This window comes from Oceanospirillum sp. (genome assembly GCF_048265165.1).
In the GTDB taxonomy this organism is placed as follows: Bacteria; Pseudomonadota; Gammaproteobacteria; order Pseudomonadales; family Halomonadaceae; genus Oceanospirillum.
This window is the reverse complement of the sequence record NZ_JBLXCD010000001.1, coordinates 139,596-158,476: the sequence shown is the minus strand read 5'-3', so window position 1 is coordinate 158,476 and position 18,881 is coordinate 139,596. Positions and strand designations below refer to the sequence as shown.

General features: G+C 47.0%; 12 protein-coding genes and 1 pseudogene. 3 read left to right on the top strand and 10 right to left on the bottom strand.

Going from position 1 to position 18,881, the window contains the following annotated elements; all coding sequences use genetic code 11:
• Positions 1-316: 316 nt before the first annotated feature.
• From ACN0R8_RS00670 to ACN0R8_RS00655, 4 genes are all read right to left on the bottom strand, one after another.
• Positions 317-769 carry a DUF302 domain-containing protein gene (locus tag ACN0R8_RS00670; protein ID WP_078319892.1) on the bottom strand — a complete coding sequence of 151 codons (453 nt, stop codon included), beginning with the start codon at positions 767-769 and terminating at the stop codon, positions 317-319.
• A 111-nt stretch (positions 770-880) separates the two neighbouring features.
• Positions 881-1,288: a GFA family protein gene (locus ACN0R8_RS00665; RefSeq protein ID WP_417594068.1), complete on the bottom strand. Its 408-nt coding sequence runs from the start codon at positions 1,286-1,288 to the stop codon at positions 881-883.
• A gap of 432 nt (positions 1,289-1,720) precedes the next feature.
• On the bottom strand, positions 1,721-2,815 hold the full coding sequence (locus tag ACN0R8_RS00660; RefSeq protein WP_417594066.1) for a diguanylate cyclase domain-containing protein: 1,095 nt from the start codon (positions 2,813-2,815) through the stop codon (positions 1,721-1,723).
• 105 nt (positions 2,816-2,920) lie between these two features.
• The gene (locus tag ACN0R8_RS00655) at positions 2,921-3,166 is read right to left on the bottom strand and encodes a DUF2164 domain-containing protein (protein WP_417594064.1); all 246 of its coding nucleotides are present in this window, start codon (positions 3,164-3,166) and stop codon (positions 2,921-2,923) included.
• A gap of 206 nt (positions 3,167-3,372) precedes the next feature.
• On the opposite strand from ACN0R8_RS00655, the gene ACN0R8_RS00650 reads away from it, so the two are divergent.
• Together ACN0R8_RS00650 and ACN0R8_RS00645 are read left to right on the top strand one after the other, a co-directional pair.
• Positions 3,373-3,615 carry a type II toxin-antitoxin system ParD family antitoxin gene (locus ACN0R8_RS00650; protein ID WP_417594062.1) on the top strand — a complete coding sequence of 81 codons (243 nt, stop codon included), beginning with the start codon at positions 3,373-3,375 and terminating at the stop codon, positions 3,613-3,615.
• Positions 3,612-3,896, top strand: a pseudogene (locus ACN0R8_RS00645) (type II toxin-antitoxin system RelE/ParE family toxin). Before ACN0R8_RS00650 ends, ACN0R8_RS00645 begins: the two are co-directional and overlap by 4 nt.
• An 84-nt stretch (positions 3,897-3,980) precedes the next feature.
• Here ACN0R8_RS00645 and ACN0R8_RS00640 read toward each other — a convergent pair.
• From ACN0R8_RS00640 to ACN0R8_RS00625, 4 genes are all read right to left on the bottom strand, one after another.
• Positions 3,981-6,185, bottom strand: coding sequence for a DEAD/DEAH box helicase (locus tag ACN0R8_RS00640; RefSeq protein WP_417594060.1), 2,205 nt, complete (start codon positions 6,183-6,185; stop codon positions 3,981-3,983).
• Positions 6,182-7,507 carry an ATP-binding protein gene (locus ACN0R8_RS00635; RefSeq protein ID WP_417594058.1) on the bottom strand — a complete coding sequence of 442 codons (1,326 nt, stop codon included), beginning with the start codon at positions 7,505-7,507 and terminating at the stop codon, positions 6,182-6,184. The genes ACN0R8_RS00640 and ACN0R8_RS00635 overlap by 4 nt, the downstream gene beginning before the upstream one ends.
• A 4-nt stretch (positions 7,508-7,511) precedes the next feature.
• Entirely contained in the window at positions 7,512-10,019 is a 2,508-nt protein-coding gene (locus tag ACN0R8_RS00630; protein ID WP_417594056.1) for a TerB N-terminal domain-containing protein, read from the bottom strand.
• Between the two features lie 593 nt (positions 10,020-10,612).
• Positions 10,613-14,182 carry a thiamine pyrophosphate-dependent enzyme gene (locus ACN0R8_RS00625; protein ID WP_417594054.1) on the bottom strand — a complete coding sequence of 1,190 codons (3,570 nt, stop codon included), beginning with the start codon at positions 14,180-14,182 and terminating at the stop codon, positions 10,613-10,615.
• 465 nt (positions 14,183-14,647) lie between these two features.
• On the opposite strand from ACN0R8_RS00625, the gene ACN0R8_RS00620 reads away from it, so the two are divergent.
• On the top strand, positions 14,648-16,195 hold the full coding sequence (locus ACN0R8_RS00620) for a PLP-dependent aminotransferase family protein (RefSeq protein ID WP_417594052.1): 1,548 nt from the start codon (positions 14,648-14,650) through the stop codon (positions 16,193-16,195).
• 78 nt (positions 16,196-16,273) lie between these two features.
• On the opposite strand, the gene ACN0R8_RS00615 is transcribed toward ACN0R8_RS00620, so the two are convergent.
• Positions 16,274-17,911, bottom strand: a complete 1,638-nt coding sequence (locus ACN0R8_RS00615) for a methyl-accepting chemotaxis protein (protein ID WP_417594050.1) — start codon at positions 17,909-17,911, stop codon at positions 16,274-16,276.
• Between the two features lie 171 nt (positions 17,912-18,082).
• Entirely contained in the window at positions 18,083-18,772 is a 690-nt protein-coding gene (locus ACN0R8_RS00610) for a hypothetical protein (RefSeq protein ID WP_417594048.1), read from the bottom strand.
• Positions 18,773-18,881 lie beyond the last annotated feature (109 nt).

The following is an 18,881-nucleotide window of genomic DNA, read 5'->3' as shown; positions in this document are numbered from 1 at the left end:
CAAGGCTAAAGGATAGGTATCAACACTTAGGGCACGGCAAAAAAGAGTGGGTTTATTGGTAGATACACCGGAATGAATTGACAATAAATTACACTCCCTTGCAATTAACCACCCAAGACTTTAACAGAGTTAATCAAAAATATAGGTCAAAGTAGCGAACACCTGATCCAGGTCATACATTTATTTCACTTTTATGACATCTATTCATAGCTTAGCGGGCAACCACCAACAATCGACCTAAAACAACGTACCCACGCAAAACAGCCAGAGTCTCATAAGGCATGAATGGCTGACTGCATTACGTGGCAGGTGATAACTACTGGGCGACAGCAGCCTTTGACAAGGTACTTAGCACACGTGAAATTTTATTAATGACCTCATCACACCCTTTTATGTCGTGACGCTTCATCAAATAATTCGGGCTATTGTAACTGAGCCAGACTTTGTTATTAGCATCTTCGCTAACCATAACTTTTTGTGGCAGATCAATGGCCACATTCTGAGCACACTGCATCAGAGGGGTTCCCACCTTGGGGTTACCAAACATAATGACCTCAGTGGGCCGGAGCTCTAAATTCACACCGCGGGCATTTTTGCGGTGATCGATCCGGGCAAATAAGGTCAGCCCTTTACTTTTTGCAATCTCTTCAAAGCGGTCTGCCGTCTCTTTAACAGAAAAGCGGCTTTCATATTTCACTAAACCTTCAGATGCAGACACTGAAAATGATGCCGATAAAAGAACAGCTCCAAGTGATATTATTTTTTTCATGACGATACCTCCTGTATTATTTTACTGAAATGCATATAAAAATCGTTATCAAAAAAATCAAAGAATCGCCGCACGTTGGCAGACGACTCTGATCTGGCTTATAACTATGCTCTAACCCGGAAAATGAGGAACTTTAGTAACCTGAAGACCATTTTTATACCATTCAGGCTGCTCAGAGCAAAATATCTGAGCATCAGGTGTTATGGATGGCTCTCCATTTAAACTACCCGCCGGAACAATTAAAGACTTACCGCTTTGCGATATATACGGCAGGCCAGAGGCACAGTTCTCGCAAAAGGCTTTGGAAAAAGAACGCTCAGGGTGATCGTAGCGCCTTATCTTATTCTCCCCTTTAATCCAGGTAATATTATCCGGTGCCGTAAACAGATTTGATGCGTGCGCCGTGCCCGTCAGTTTTCGGCACTGTTCACAATGGCAAAAGAAAAAATTTCTGAAATCATCTTTAAGTGTAAATTCAACGTCGCCACAGCAACAACTACCTGACATCATCTGATTCATAGTCAATCCAAGTTGAGTCAATATTTTAAAATAACACCCTTAATTAACGATATAAGCTATTAATCTGAGGTTATTATCAGTTTTTTTAGTACATATGCTGCCTTCCGTGGGATCTTTTATCTTACGACTCTATATTCAATAATTCTCATTGCAACCAACAATGCATTATCCGTCGGCCTCTCCCGGTTGCTCACCCTCTATGACCGCAGTTTTCTGATTCGGTTTTCTGTTATTTTCAGCTCCGTAAGAAAATATCAGCACCTGGCAGCGAGCTAAACAGTCTGAGTAAGGGTGTTCGGAGTTTTGCAGCCGCTATATTTTGCCCGTTTGCTTCTTATCACTCACACCCTTTAGGACGCGCCTAACGTAAGGTATGTCTGTGTCCAGAGAGGTCAAAGTTGTTCGTTATCAGAGGGAAGGAAACATGGGGATTTATTGCGGGTTGGGGCTATGACGGGCATCGTTAGGGTGATGATCTGAGTCGTTAGCATTGAGGTCCGCATAGTAGCGGCATTTGTCAGCATACATATTTTTGTCTGCCTGACTTAATAGTGCCTGTACCGATGCGCCATCTTCAGGATATAACGCTGCGCCCTGGCTCACCTGGCAGTGCAGCTGATGACGTTTAATCTGAAACGCCTCAGCCATCCCCTCTTTAATACGGGACATAACCTGGGTTACATCCCGATTATCGGTTATTTCAGTCAACAGAACGACAAATTCATCCCCGCCTACACGCGCCAGAGTGTCTGTATCCTTTAGCTGTTGTTTAATACGCAGGGTTACTTGCTGCAGTAACACGTCGCCCACCTCATGTCCGTAGGTATCATTCACCTGCTTGAAAGCATTCAGGTCAACAAATAATACAGCGAATGGCGTATGACTGCGGTTCGCCAAAGCGATGGTTTGCTGTATACGCTCATGCAGCACCGTGCGATTAACAAGACCGGTGAGGCTATCATGATGGGCCAGATGCAGAATCTTTTTTTCTGCCGCTTTACGATCGGAGATATCCGTAAGCATATTAAGTGTTGCCGGCTGCCCGCCCCAAACAATGGCAACACCGCTAAGCTCAATCGGGTAACTGGAGCCATCCTTGCGTAACAAAAGACTTTCATACCGCTGCGGAGCTGTCTCTCCAGCCACACGGCGCTGATAATTCGCCATCATCTCATCCCGTGACGATGGATGAATCAAGGGGATAAAAGACGGCAAAGCCTTGAGCTCAGTTTCATGATATCCACTCATTTCACACATGCGCGGATTCAGATAAACCAGCCGTTTATTTTGCACTACGGCAATACCTTCATGTGCCGTCTCTACAAGGTAACGAAAAGTATCTGCGCTCTCACGTAGATTCTGCACTAACAGACGCTGAGCCGCCATGGCGCGGCGGTGATAGAAAAAACACCAGGCTCCCGACAGAAACAGAACCACCACAATCAGAATGACACTCCAGAGAAAATATTGGCTGGCCCAGTACCCGGTTTCGACTAAAGCGGCAGCCGCTTCGGTGTTTCTGTTCATAAAATTGCTCTGTGGCCGTTAATCGTTTGCCATTTAACCGTTGTAGAGATACGGCCTTTCTGCTTTGCGTTACACAGTGTAACCACCTATTGGGGATCACTTCAATTAGCTTGTCGGCTTTTCCAGCTCCTGAATCTGATAAGTCAGTTCTTCGGTTTTTTCATGAAACAGGGTCTGGGCATCAGCCAGCCCCTGATTGTAAAAGTGCGGCCCGATCTCCTTCGCGAAGAAATCGATCAGGAACTCGGCTTCAAAACCGCCAATATCCTGATCCAGTTCATCAGCAAAGTAATCTTTGATCTTAGCGACGATACGGGCGGTATCGTCCTTGGAGAGTTTTATATCGGTCATAGAGTTTGCTTAGGTTTTGGCTGCTTAAGCAGACAGGAATTTCAGCGGTTGCAGCTCGGAAAGATTGATTCGCTGCTCCGCCTGCCAGTTTTCACTGGCCGATGAAATGATAAAGGTTAGTTCAGGATGAAGCCATGATCGCGCATTGCTCTTAGCTGGTACTGATACCATAATTGGGTATATATAGGTATTTCGGAGCAAACAACATGGCTAAGAACACCAGTATTACCTTGGGGGATCACTTCGAGGGGTTTATCTCTGAACAGGTGCAGAGCGGCCGGTATGGTTCCGCCAGTGAAGTGATCCGCTCTGCCCTGCGCCTGCTGGAAAATCAGGAAGCTAAGATGGAAACCCTGCGACAGCTGCTGCAACAGGGCGAACAAAGCGGCGATGCGGATTATGACCTAGATAGCTTTATCAAAGAGCTGGATAACGAAGAGCTTCAATGAAACCCTTCACACTGACGGTCGCAGCGAAAACGGACTTACGGGAAATCGCCCTTTTTACCCAGCGCCGCTGGGGCAAAGAGCAACGGAATGACTACCTGAAGCAATTTAATGATTCATTTTGGTTGGTAGCGGAAAACCCGGATATTGGCAGAACCTGAGATGAGATCCGAGCGGGATATCGGAAATTCCCGCAGGGAAGTCATGTGATCTTCTACCAGCAAATCAGGATTATCCGTATTCTTCATAAGAGTATGGATGTTAGCTTGCAGGTAGGAACATAACGCTTTGCTTACCGGTAAATTAGGAGTACAGCGAGTAATTTATCCGCGTGCAGCAACTTGTTATACGGCATTAGGATAGACATCTTAAGCAAGGTTTCCTAATATCCACTGTTTGGCAGCCGAAGAATTAAAAGCTTTTCTCCCATACCCTTCGGTTAACAAATCTTCTGGCAGATACTCATCATATTTTTCAACAAGCTTTTGCTGTATCGAAAGTGTTTCAGCAAGCTCAGTTTCATCTGGTAGCACATCATTTGCTATGTCTATTAAACAGTTCTTTATATCATCTGCATTAGAATTTTGTACCTCAATAACACCAGAAAAATTACTACATACATAACCACTTCTAATTAGTAAAACGGTAAGCGTGTTAACAACTTTATCGCCCATCCATGAGAAAATATAACTATGCTTACCGCTTTGATAGACAGGTTTTTTTTCAATGTAAGCCTCTTTAAAAAGGTATGCACCCTCTTGAAAAAGCCGTCTTCCAAGATTATCTACAAAATCTATTTTTTGATTTCCAACCTCAATGCGATAGTCACCATTGCGGTAGATACTTAGCATCTCTTTTCGAACCCTGTCATGAATCGACATGCCACTGCCGTTAAATTTTGGAGGTTTACCACCCTTTGTAGAAGTGACATAGATGACTTTCTTTTCATCATCAATATCCGTGACCTTCCATCTACGGCCACCAAATATAATGTGCTGATCTTTAAGAATTAGGGAGTCGACAGGTAGCGTACCGAGCGTTTTGCTTCCGGCAACAATACGGAATTCTTCCGGTGTTTTAAACACAGCATAGAAAGTATAGGAATTGGTAAGACGCTCCCCCTCAATTCCCAAAACCAATTCACCGCTATTGATTTGCTGTACTAATTGGACTTTACCCATATGGGACAACAATTTTTTAAAATGCTGAACTGATATTTCTTTGAACGATCCTTGCTCACATAATAAAGAATAAAGCTGGTCAGCCCTGATGCTTCCCCATTGCGCAATTACGGCAAGTATCTGGTGTAAAAAGGTAGAAAGATGCATTTGCTCTGTATCTGCTGGTTCAAACCAGTTCTCTACAATGAGCAATCGAATCATTGCTAGTGATTGAACCAACTCCAATCTAAGACCATCTACAATATTGGATTTATCATTCAGTTCATTTTCTGCGATTAACGTACGCAATATGGAAGGTGAATTCCTTCTGCCAGACCGGCCTAACCGCTGACGTAAACTTGATACTGAGTGTGGAGCAGTAACCTGTATAACAGAACTCACTTTCCCGATGTCAATGCCTAGCTCTAAGGTCATGGTACAAATAGCTGTTGTTGGCAGGGTTTCTTTCTGCAACCTGGATTCTAAATATTCCCGAAGTTCTTTAGCTAATGAACCGTGATGAGGGAAAAACTCATTGGGTACAGCGTGTTGTTCGCATAAATCACTTAACTGCGCAGCGATGCTTTCTGTCCGGCTGCGGCTATTTGCAAATACCAGATGTGAGTCACCTCTACAGAGCCTAAATATTTCCTGACAAATCTGCTGTTCAGCAGAAGTACGTGTTTCATCCATCATGATGTCTACCGGCTCTAAATATCCTTTAACCTGAACCCTAATAGTGCTTTGGTGCTGACTACTGGTAATGGTTTCGCAAGGCAGACTTTTATTTGGCCTAAGAGAAAGTGGTACTTTTTCAAGCTCTCCGAGTGTCGCACTTAGCGCAACCCGTGGAATAGGATTAGAGATTCGGCCAGTTATATGTTCAAGGCGGATAAGCAGAGAAAGTAATTGCTGTCCTCGCTCGGTTCCGATGAACGCATGAAATTCATCAATGACAATAAATTTGAGTGAGGTGAAGGATTGCTTAATCCATCCCGGCTCCCTGACTAGCAGTGATTCCAAAGATTCAGGAGTGATTAACAGAACACCTGAAGGATTGTTTCTGGCTTTTTTCTTTTTGGATTGAAGGCTATCACCATGCCAAGGTGTAACCTGCATATCCAGCATTTCACTTAAACTATCTAGCCTGCGGTACTGATCGTTTATCAATGCTTTCAAAGGACTGATATAGAGAATACCAAAGCCATTTCCATCGTCGGCAATTGCGCTACATGCGGGTAGAAAAAAAGCTTCTGTTTTACCTGCTGCCGTCGATGCACTAATCAGCACATCTCTATCACCTGACAGAATCGGTGCAATTGCCCGTTTTTGTATTTCCCTTAAATCAGGCCATCCCTGATTAAACAACCATTTTTGTACACGCTTATCAAGGCGTTGATATTCCTCTATCATAATTTGAAATCAGCTAGCCCATCACTATTCAAAATTTCGCCTGTCTTTTCATACACCATAATTTCATCTGTATCACTTGGACGATCATCCTCAATTGCAATTGATTGAACTAACTGCGACCATTGCATAGAAGGGTTTTGTTCCAACACAGCCAACATATCTAAAAATGCTTTGATGGTATTTCTCGGTGTGCGGAAATAGGCATCACCAATAGTCTGACTACAATGATGTAGAAAAGCTTTGAGAGCATCATCAGGTACTAGATATTTAGACGTATCACCTTCAGCAAAGACATGACGAAGATTCTTCAGGAGAATATAAAGTTCCTCCGGTGTTAAGCTCGCCAGATGTAGTGCAGGTGAGGAGTAATCAATAACCCCCGCACGTTGCGCAAAGCTATTTTCAGCTAATCGGGATTGCAATGCTTCATAGCTATATAATCCTCTGCGGGGATCTAATAAAAACTCTGGCGTTCCGCCCAATAAAAACCCAAGATATTCAGCTGAACCCTGAAGGCAATCATTGAGTATTCGAAGAATCTGCTCATAGTTAGATGTACGTGCTTGTGTACTACTTAATTTATAAAGATTAACCATTTCATCCAGGTTAACGAGTAAGCCTTCATAGCCCGCCTGACGTACAAACAGGCTCATAAGTTTTAACGCATCATAAAACGAGTTATCTGAAATAATCGTTCTTACATCAAGATCTCTTCTTGCATCTGTCTTAGTAGTGTATTCAGCACGTAACCAGCGAATGGCATTTGATTTTAACTCCTCATTATCCTGCTCGTGACCATTCCAGTAGGCATCAATAACGTTTGCAAAATCATATCCGCCAACCAATTCTGACAAGGATGCTAATTTTTGATGAATTACTGTCGAAACATCAGTTTTTTTTTCAGCTGCTTCTTTACGGGCCTGAGTTACAAATCGCTCTACAACACTGGCTAATGCATTTCCATCCGGTTTATTGCGGGTTGCCAGATTCCTCATGAGCTCGGAATAAAGATTCCGTGCCTGTCCTGAAGAAGCGTGGACACGCCGATCCGGTGAAAGATCCGCATTGACCGTAACCAGCTTCTTTTCAAGAGCAATGGACCGTACCACGCTCAGAAAAAAAGTTTTCCCTGAGCCATAATCACCAATGATAAGCCTGAATGCTGCGCCGCCTTGAGAGATTCTTTCAATGTCCTTATACAACGCTTTGACTTCATTACTTCGTCCTACCTGAATATGCTGAATCCCAATTTTGGGAGTTACACCAGATTTCAGTGATTGAATGATTGCATCACGTTCTTTTAATCGGATACGTTTTTCCATAAATTTAACCTTCTATCTCTTCTACGATTTCCTGATCGACATAAATTGCGTCACCATCCTCTTCAAGTACAGCAGCATCAACTTTATCAAATGACCAGTCATTAATAGTTTCCAAAGCTCCACTAACCATCAAACCCGAATCACAGCACAATGCTTCCACCTCTTCACGAGTCCATTTATCTTTTCGTATAAGGCTTTCATACAACGCATAATGCGGTTTATCAATTCCGGTTTCTTCCTCTACAACAGTGCTATCTGTGGCTGAGTCATCGGAGTCACTAAAGGGTTCGTCCTCCACAAATATTGCGCCCAACATGCTTTGTACATCTTTGGTTTCCGATTCATGTATTGCAAGAATGCTTTCGTCGAGCTGGAATGACGAGGAAGCAGGAGTGATACTTTCTGATTGAGTGCTGGCAGGCCGCACTCCCGCTTTGCTGGATGACATTCCATGAATGTCTCCAGTGACTAAAGCTTTATCCAGACCTAGCAAGGTATAGAGTTTTTCAAGCTGTTTGATTTCATCCGGATCAATTTTTCCATCGGCCATCGCAACACCAACCAATATGCGACTGATAGCAGCTTTTTCTGTTTTACCAAGTAATTCCACTCTGGCTTTTAAGCCCGTGACGTTTGAAGGTGTATTAAGTCTCCACACCAGATAGGCATGTAATGATCGTTTCTCTGTAGGAGATAAATTAGTATCGTGGTCAATGAGCTGAGTTAATAAATGTAATTCCGCCTGATCCACATGTGAATCAATGGTGGCAACCATAGCACCTAGGCGTAGTGCCATTCCCATTTCACTAAATGCTTTGGAGGGTTCAAAGTATTTGCCATGTCCTTCAGGAAATAGAACCAATTTTCCATCTGCGCTTGTCTTGGCATGGTGGTAACGTGTATCGGGTGCTATGCCATAACCGGCTTTTTGTGCAAGATTCTGAATTAATTCAGCTTCTTTTTTGTTGATCTTCGCAGGTAAAGGTGATTTGGTATATGTCCAGAATTCCTCGACACTTACCAGACCATTTTTCGTTGAAATGGCATCATCCGCCCATTTCTTAAACTCTCCTAACCCTAACGTAGTGCCCGCATCGCTAAGGTCGTCCGGCAGTAACAATATAGCTTCAATATCGGTGCGGGACGTATTGGGTTTAGCAAGATAGCGGCTATACGCATCTAGTTCAGTAATACATTCATCTGCAATAACAATAAGTTTATTTACAGGGCCTTTCAATTTACTGGGGTCAGGAAGGTCCTGTTGAGGAAATGATATTCCTCGCAAGGAAGAGCTGGCAGGGTGATATTCAACCTTTAATCGTGTTTTATTGGGCTTGACTATAAGCCCATCCCCGTATTTTTTGCTATAGAGGCGTATAAACATCTGGCTGAATTCATAGCCGCAACGCCGCGCTGGTTTCTTCAGATTATAATCCGGATAAAACCGAATCCATGCCAATGCCAATTCAGCTGAAACCGGCTTTCCTTCATTTACCGTAGTGGCAAGGCGATGTCTGAATAACATTGAATCTCTTTGAGGTGTTTTTTCAAGTTCCAGATGTGAAACTACGTGAGGTCGTAATAGACACATTATTTCTAGAAGACGAGTGGAATAATTTGAAAATGAACGGCTATTGCCGTAAATGCCTTTTAATCGTAAAATTTCGTCAAACAACGATTTGAATTCTGTGTCATCAACCGCCTGTTTAATTGAATCAACAGTAATGCGCCTTTCAAGGCCATAGAAATAAATAAACACATAACCCAAAGGTGTATCCGGATCACTTCTATTGCCGGATAGCCAATTAAGGAAAGCACCACGCCCTTTAGGTGTGAGCGAGATAAATTTAGGCCAATATCCTAAACTTTCATCTTCATAACTTGATGGCATATTTTCAACGGTTAACGAATCATCAACCAGTGACGCTTCTGTTCCGTACCCATCGAATGAACTGAGCTTTCCACCAAAATAAAAATTGCCGCCAGTAAATTTTTGCCCTTTTATGGTGATGGTCTCACCAGGTTTTATCCATTCTCCCGGAGCCTTGTTGTAACTTTTTTCTTTATCATCATAGCCATATAAAATATTGAAAGTAGCAAGATCATCGTCATCATCAAAATTTTTGTTCGCTTCAACTCGGTAGTTGACTTCTTCGCACTCCCGCTCCAACACACTAATTGACTCCTCAACATCCGAAAGACGGTCGATTTTGATCCACGAATTTTCTTTTGCTAACGCCTTTAATTCATCCAGTTTTTCTTTTGCTAAATCTAGCCGTGAAGCCTTTGTATCAGCGTTTTTTGAGTCATTTGCAATATTAAGAGACTCGTTAATTATCTCAACGAGACGCTGAGCAGAAGAAGCAACTATCTGTTGGGTCACATCAAGTTGAGGTTCTTGCTCTGACCATGGAGTGGTGCTCGATTGAGAGTTGCGCGCCTTAAATTTAAAGACACATAGAACAACGATCAACAGGATAGTTACGATTATAAAAAAAAATGAACTGCCCACTTATATCTCCATATTACCTATATGCTGCCAACACACGCGTTTTAACGATTTCAATATACCGTCAAAAATTGAGGAAAGGGTTTGATTAGAAAGAAAAAATCCGTTTTCTGATCTGACTGCTTCCCTGCAAAAGCGCATGCGCATCTGCGCTAATAACCGTGCGCCTATGCTATTAAAAACAATAGGCTGCTACGATTGCCATAATGTATTAATTTTGCAGCTTATCCAATTTCGCCGCACCGGTAAACCGAGCATTAAGTCGGACAAATCGAGCACGATTTTATGAAAGACCGCAAATATACTGTATATAGACACAGAAACCGATCCAGTCTAAATATACATCTGAAACACCCTCGGTTTAAGACGAACCTCAACCAACAGCCATAAAAAAACCCCGCCATATGGCGGGGTAAATATGCAGAGTTCAGCAAGAGAGCTGAGTTGATACGGTGTGTGCTAAACCCCGTATCCGGCAGAACAGGAGAACTGCCGTTCCTAACAACGAACGATTCCTTCCCTTCGACCAGCTCAGGGAAGGCAGACTCCACCGGTGGCGCGCCCCAAAGGCAAAGCCACCGGTTAGACCCACCAGTTTATGGCTGATGGACCTGCACAGCTGGAATCTGTTGTCCATCAACAGCCGGGGCTTTCTTACCACCCTGACCTTTGCTGGACGAGGACAGATCAGAGAACACCTTCTCTGCCTTCTCATACCGCACCTGGCGATATCCTTTGATGTTATCCAGTCGTACCAGTGCTTTGCGCTGGTCGCCAGTCATTCCGGGAATAACCTCCAGCAGTTCACGACGGACACGGTGTGCAATCTCATGCTCGCGGGCATGAACTTTAGCCTGGGCTTTACGCAACCATCGCTGATGACGGAAGGTTTTCAGCATCCAGTTTTTCGGTGAAAACTCAAACGCGATGCGACGATTGAACAGGTCAAACTCAGGGCGGTTCAGGTGCTTAATCTCAAAACCGGTGCCCAGGTGTCTGTAGGCAGCTTCGTCACGGGCTTTCTTAACCGGTGACACCATAAGGTGTGCGGTAAAGACTTCATCTTTGATCCAGTAAGTCTTACACAGAGCACGCAGGGCGATACGCTGCAGGGCCACATCGGAATAAAGCGTTGCCACTTTTTCAGCATCAGCAATAAAAGCATCCAGAGAGGCGGCACGGTCATAGACCACAACATCATGGATGTAGTTTGCCAGATGATCACCCTCGATCTCCGGGAAGAGACCCTGTAAACGTGTCAGGCCGTTATCGTACAGTTTGATCAGTTGGTCTTTGTTCTCAAACAGACCGGCGCTGTCGGCCACGCTGTTACGGAAGGCGCTAACCATCTGGCCATCAGTGTCACCACTGTGCGGCAGAAATTCATTACGGAAGGCTTCAACACCCATTTCAACAACACGGCGGCCCAGTTCAAAGGCTTTCCAGTTGTTGTCAAATTCCGCTTTAGGTACACCACGACGGAAGGCACCACGCATATTCTCTTCCGTGAACGGCAACATACCTTTCTGGTACGCCACGCCCAACAATACAGCAGATGCATAAACGCTTTTACCCAGCTGACGGTGCGCTACCGCTTTCATGGGACTGAATAAAGCCCGTTCTTTCAGCTTATTGTCGATCACTTCCCGCAGTTTTTCGGCTTTTAACACATCCTGTTCTTCGCCGTAATCCAGTAGAATTGACAGGGGAATCTGGAACTCTTCATCCAGTAGCGCTAGTCCATAGGGCGCCAGGAAGTTCAGCGCGGCGCTACCATCCAACAGATCCGGTGACAGTACCAGATCCGCTGTGCCTAAAGGAGTGATGGCGCTGGCGGATTTCTCGCGGTTAAAGATGCTCAGGTGACCGGTTACGCGACCATTACGCTGAGCCAAACCTTTCTGGTCCATAAACTTAAAGTCGAGTCCATCAAGGCCGTTCATCTCTTCAGCAGCTTCTGCCAGTACACGGGAGATGGTGGTGACACCGGAACCGCCGACACCGGTAATCACGACACGCCAGTCCTGACCTTCCAGAATATCTTCGAAGGCTTTACTACGATCCGGTTCCGGCAGTGCGTCTGAAGCAGCCCGTGTTATGGGCTGATTTGCACCACTTTCCCGGGCGTAGCGTGTCGGGTGATAGTTGATCACATTCACCTGCTCAAAACTCGGGCAGGCCAGAATTTTGGAGCAGTAACCGTCCGATACGCAGATCTGAGGGTCAATAAACATTTTCGGCCCGTAGGCATCTTCGGTCTGAGACAGCCCCGGACAACCGGTCATCTCAACGCAGGCACGGCAATCTTCACAGGCAGACGTATTGATCTGGAAGAAGGTCTGAACCGGCTTGGTTTCGCCAGCGCCAAAGATTTTACGGTCTTCACGTTTCTTACGTGCGGCAAAGGTCAGACCGCACTCTTTGTCAGAAACAATTACTTTGGTGCCCTGTTTCTTCACCAGCTGCTTCAGCATATTGCGGTAGAAGTAACGGTCAGACGGGTTGACCTCAATCGCTTCATCAACGCCCATACCCCGTACCAGATTCAGCATATCCTGTTCCGGGCGCTTGCGCCCTTCCACAGACTCACCGGTGCTGGGTGACATCTGGTGACCGGTCATGGCGGTGAAGTCATTATCCAGCACGATATAGGTGATATTATGACCCAGCTGTACCGAGTTAGAGATGGCGCTCAATCCAGAGTGGAAGAAGGTTGAGTCGCCCATCAGAACCACGGACGGATTGGTGGAGAACAGATCCATACCGGCACCGAAGGCACCACCCTGCCCCATGGCGGAGATGTCATGCATCTCCTTGAACGGTTCCAGGAACGACAGGGAGTAACAGCCTACATCACCGTGGGAGATCAGGTTGATACCGTCTTCCTCTTTAAACACCTTGCGCAGCTCTTTCAGCAGGCTCAGGGTTTCACGGTGCGGACAGCCCGGACAGAAGGTTGGCAGACGCATCGGCAGCGCCTGATCCAGCTTGATAAGCTCTGGCTGTTTCTGCTGACAAGGACGCAGCCCCAGAACACCCATCAGTTCGTCCAGTTTGCTACGCAAAATCTCGTAGGAGATGCCTCCGTCCGCCGGGAAGCCTTCAATCACTTTTTCACTGCCAAGCTCACCACCGACAACGCGATCAGCAAACTCTTTACCGTAAATATGAACCTTAACGCCGTGTTCCTGGCACAGATGGATCAGTTCGTTCTCCAGGAAGCCACGCTTCTCCTCAACCACCACCAGAGTGTCCAACTTCTGCAACCAAGGCACCAGCAGGTCATCCACCAGCGGATAGGAGCAGGCCACTTTGTACAGTGAAAAATCATCCAGATAGTGTTCTTCCTGCATAATCTGGCGCAGGGTTTCAAAGACGACACCGGAGGAGATAAAGCCGATTTTGCTGTCGCTGTTACCGTACTGACGATCCAGTGCCAGATCCTTCAGCACTTTTTTCGCCCTCGGGAAACGCTCACGAATCAGGCGCTGGTCAGCACCCAGGGAGTTAGGCGGCACCATAACACTGGCAGCCAGATCAAAGGTGCTCGGATCAAAGTCGGTCAGCGCGTTAGGGACTTCAGACTCTTCTCCCATCTCCACACGACCACCGCCTTCTGCAATAAAGGTAGTGACCAGTACACCGGCGTACAGAGAAGAGCGCTGAGAGAGTGTCAGGGCGTGGGCGATCCAGTCTTTCAGCTCCTGAGGGCTGGATGGCTCAAGGAAGGGCATATGCAGATGCTTAAACAGATAACGGGAATCTGCAGCGGTTGCAGTGGACATCGACCAGGGGTCATCACCCACAACCACGACAACACCGGAGTGAATCGATTCACCGGTTTCAGGGTCAATATAAGGCTGACCGGGGTTAGCAAAGTTACCGACAGAAAGGGCATCAGAGGCCACATGCAATCCCATGGACTTCATGCCCACCATCACATTACGACCAGCCTGTTTGGCACCACCGGCCATAGCAGCAGCATTGGCTTCGGTATTACCCAGCGCGACACGGATACCTTTCTCTTTCAGCTCGTTTTTACGGGCGTGCAGAATATTAAAGTAGTCCGCTAATGGAGAGCCCGGATAACCGGTATAAAGCGAGAAGCCCGCCTCAATACCACCCTGAATAATCAGTTCGTTACCGTTCAGAATTTTATACGTCATGACCTTGCCTTATCATTGTTCTGGACTGGGCTACCCTTCTATGACCTGAGCCATTGAAAGACCTGAGCCGGATAACACAGTCGAAAGGGTCAAAATGCAGATCTCAGTCTGGGGTGTTTTCAAACCCACAATCACGGTGACTGATGCAGTGTGTCTGCCTTTATAATTTTGATAAGACTATTCTGGTCAATTACAGCGGGAGCTTGCAGAGCTAGTTTCTGCTCATTTAAGCAGTACAGTTGCAAAAAAAACCAACTGTACCGATCATTCTGACGTAAACTGTAATGATCCAAAGTGTTACAAATACGTTAGGATGAGGTTAAATATCAGTAACACTTTAACGCTGTTACCCAGTAGCAATAATTCTGCAACCCATAACACCTGTTCAGAGACGTCCAAATATCTGACCGGTGTAAAGCTACCCCTTCCGGGGAAAACAATAAAAAAGAAGACTGCGCCCTGCTTATGACACAACCCGCTTCGCACAACCAGACCCTGTATCAGCAAATCGCCGATGAACTGGCTCGCCAGATAACTGAAGGCATTTTCCAACCGGGTGATAAACTGCCCTCAATCCGTAAGCTTAGCCAGCAGCGCTCCGTAAGCATCGCAACCATACAAAGCGCCTACGAGCAGCTGGAGCTACAACACCTGATTGAATCCCGGCCCCAGTCCGGTTTTTATGTGCGCCAGCCCGTAACACCCACCTATGGCGGTACACTTTCGGAGAAGTCCGGCATCAGCCGTATGCTGCCACCTTTTGGCTCGGAAGCTGGCCAGTCCTGCGAACTACCAACGCCGGATCAGCATACCGATCTGAGCCTGCCCACGGCGGTGAGTATCAAACAATCCGCCAGTGAGGTGCTGCGCCGCTGCCAGCAGCCGGAGTTGATCAATCTGGGCACAGCGATTCCCAGCCCCGACTTTCTGCCGGTAAAACAGTTGCAACGCATTATGGGTAGTCTGGTACGTAAACGCATGGATGAGGTGGTGGTGTCAGTTTTCCCGCCAGGGCTCGAGGAGTTACGCAACCAGATTGCCAAGCGCATGGCAGAATCCGGCTGCCATGTGGCGGCAAATGAGATTGTGATCACCAACGGTTGTCAGGAGGCTCTGACCCTCTGTCTGCGCGCCGTAGCTCAACCCGGTGATGTTATTGCCATCGAAAGCCCGGCATTTGTCGGTTTGCTGCAAACCATTGAATCCCTGGGTATGAAAGCGCTGGAAATTCCAACACACCCACAAAAAGGGATCAGCCTGGAAGCGCTGCAACTGGCGCTGCAGCAGTGGCCGGTTAAAGCCGTCGCCCTTGTACCCACCTATAATAACCCTCTGGGCTTTACTATGCCGGTTGAGCACCGCCGTAAGTTACTGACATTACTAAAGCCTTTGAGCATTCCGGTGATAGAAGATGATCTGTTTGGTGACCTGGATTACTCCGGCAACCGGACACCGGCCATTAAAGCCTATGATGAAGACGGACTGGTGCTGTACTGCTCATCGGTTTCAAAATCCATCGCCTCCGGCTTGCGGGTGGGTTGGGTGTCCGGTGGACGCTACCAGCAGCATATTGAGTTTCTGAAGTCGTTCAGCAGTGTCGGCACGTCAACACTGAGTCAGATGGCAGTAGCGGAGTTTATGGCTAACGGGGGTTATGACCGGCATCTGCGCCGTATTCAGGCGGCCTATGCCCGGCAGGTACAATTGATGGGTGAAGCGGTGAGCCGTTGGTTCCCGGAAGGCACCACACTGACCCGCCCCATGGGAGGTTATATTCTCTGGGTAGGGCTGCCCGGAAAAGTTGATACCTTTCAGTTACACCACAGGGCACTGGAGCAAGGTATCGGCATTATGCCGGGCAAGCTGTTTTCCGCCCGGGATCATTATCAGAACTTTCTGCGGGTTAACTGCGCCATTATCTGGGATGAACAAGTGGATAATGCCGTGCGTTGTCTTGGGGAGTTAGCTCAGGAGCTGCTGGCAACCGAGGGTGAACCCGGAGAGGAAGCGTGATAAAAACACTCTTCCCCTCCCGGACTTCCGTTGGTTCCGGCCTCAAGGGCTGGCACCATCAATGATCTACGAGTACCCTTAATGGGCTTTGACGTTATCGGTTACTTTAAAGCTACCCATCACCTCCTGCAGCTGATTACTCATCGTATTCAGATCATCAGCCAGGCTGAAGGTTTGCTGCCCACTCGCTAGGGCCTCCTTGAAGCGTTCATTCATCACACCGATATTATCGCTGACCTCAGTAAAGTTTGTATTCTGGGTCTGTACTGCAGAGAGAATCTCTTCCGAGCAGTGACGGATATGGACAATCGACTCGTTGATCTCCTCCAGTCGGGTACTACTTGCCTCCACCAATGCTTTACTGTCTTTGGCAGCCTCCACACTCTGACGCATCACGCTGACCACACTGGCGGTTCCATTACGGATCGCTTCCACCATTGTTTGGACCTCCAGCGTGGAGTCATGGGTTTTACCCGCCAGGGAACGCACCTCATCAGCCACCACTGCAAAACCCCGCCCCGCCTCACCGGCACGTGCCGCTTCAATCGCAGCATTCAGAGCCAACAAGTTGGTCTGCTCTGCAATGGTGCCGATCACATCGATCACCCCTTCAATGCGATCACTGCTCTCCTGCAACCGCTTGATAGTTTCCTCTGCACCAGAGACCTGTTCCACCAGCTGCTCCATATGAGCCGTGGACTCCTGCACCACTGTCAGTCCGTTAGCAACCCGATTATAACCCTGATCACTGGCAGCAGCGATACGCTCTACCGCACAGGATACCGATTGCGAAGCCTCCTGGGTCGCCAGCATACCACTATGAACCTTCTGACTCTGCTCGCTCTGTTTCAGAGTACGCCCTTTCGCCTCTTCACTGGTCTGGGAGAGTTCATTCGCCATAGGGATAAGACGAACCACGGTTCTCATCACATTAGCCACTGCCTGATCGGTTTTAGCCAGAAAATGGTTAAAGGAGCGAGCCAGATCACCGATCTCATCTTTGCGGCTTTCCGGCAGCCGCTGCGAGAGGTCACCCTCTCCGTTGCCCAAATCCTCCACCAGCCGGTACATGGCGTTAATCGGCTTGAGCACAAATGAACGCAGGCCACCCAGAAGGACAAGAATCAGCAACGCCAGAAGCAGTGAAAACAACATACTGGTGTATTGGGATTGTTTTGCTTTCTGCACCGCTACCGTCAGCGCGGCCTGGGTAGCCTCATCCTGACGGGTCATCAGTTCGCCGATACGTCCATAAATAGCACTGGCAGCCTCATCAAACTCAGCCATTAACAGGTTACCCTGGGAGGGGCCACCGTCAATATACCCCTGAGCCATCCTCTTACCTGTAGCATAATAAGCTTCAAAAACCGGCAGCAACTCCCGGTAGGATGTCACGTGTTCTTCATCAAGTTGCAGCATCTCATTCAGACGCTGACGGAAAATCTGTGCATTCTCCTCCGCAACCTCAAAGCCATCATTCAGCCCATCCTGAGCCCGTGTCGCACTGATATCCGTTAGCCACTGCTGCACCTGAATGACCGCCACCTGCATATCATGTGCTTTATTCAACTGAGGAATACGTTTCTGCTCTAAGTGTTCAACCTGTGCAATAACGTGACGGGCTTCGCTACGTAGCATAACCACCTGAGCTATCAGGAAAGTAATAGAGATAATAGTAAAAAATAGCGCTTTATTACGTAAGGTATTTAGAAACATAAGAAATTCTCAAACCGGGAAGGACTCTGTACAGAAAAAACAGGAGTTACTCAATATTACCACACATATACATTAATACGCACTAAAGTAATAAACTACCCGATCATCCTTGATCAATATTAATGGTTGATATGTCACGACATTGGTCAGCAAACACGTTCTCTGGTGCCATCACTGACCATAAGCACGCTCTTTCTCCTTCAGATAATCCAGATACTTCATTGCCTGATCAAGCCCAGGCTCATTATCCTCCCAGCTGATCTCACCATCACCGTTCAGGTCTTCACCTGACAGGATCTGTTCCGCAAGTAAAACCAGTTTGGGTGCCTCACCGGACAGGTCGCTGTAACGGGGCGTATGAATAATCTGATCTGCCAGTGCCAGCAACTGTTGGCCGCGCTCCAGCACTGAATCGGCGCTCAGGGTAATCTGCTCCCCATGAAACTCAATCGCATCGGAGGCATCATTCTGCTCCATGGCAAGCTCTACCCGATCCTTAACATGGTTAACCGCTTTCAGCAGGCCGTAACTGCTAACGGCTCCACTCTCTGCACTTGCCGGTGCCAGAGTATGGCGGATATGTATCGCATGCATTTTGACCCAGTCAGAGTCCTGGGCACGCTGCATGGCAAGGGAGGCATGAGTATGAATAAGCTCAGCATCAGAGCGTGCAATTGCCAATAAGCCCTGCTGCCCCCGTATATCGGTTGCCACATCATCAATATAGGACATAGCCACAGGCCCGGCACCGCCATCCTCATCATAGCCCGCTTCGATCTCCTGAATATTATCGCTGGCACAACCTGCAAGAATTGCAAATATCAAAGCCAGGGGTAACCGTTTTCCTACCCGCAGTTTCATCAGTATCTCCTTAATCATTCTCGTCATCTTTTTTATATCAGGTAGCAAAAATCAGCAACGCGTTTTTTGATCTCTTTTTATTCCGGTCAGAATTTCAACTTATGCCCGT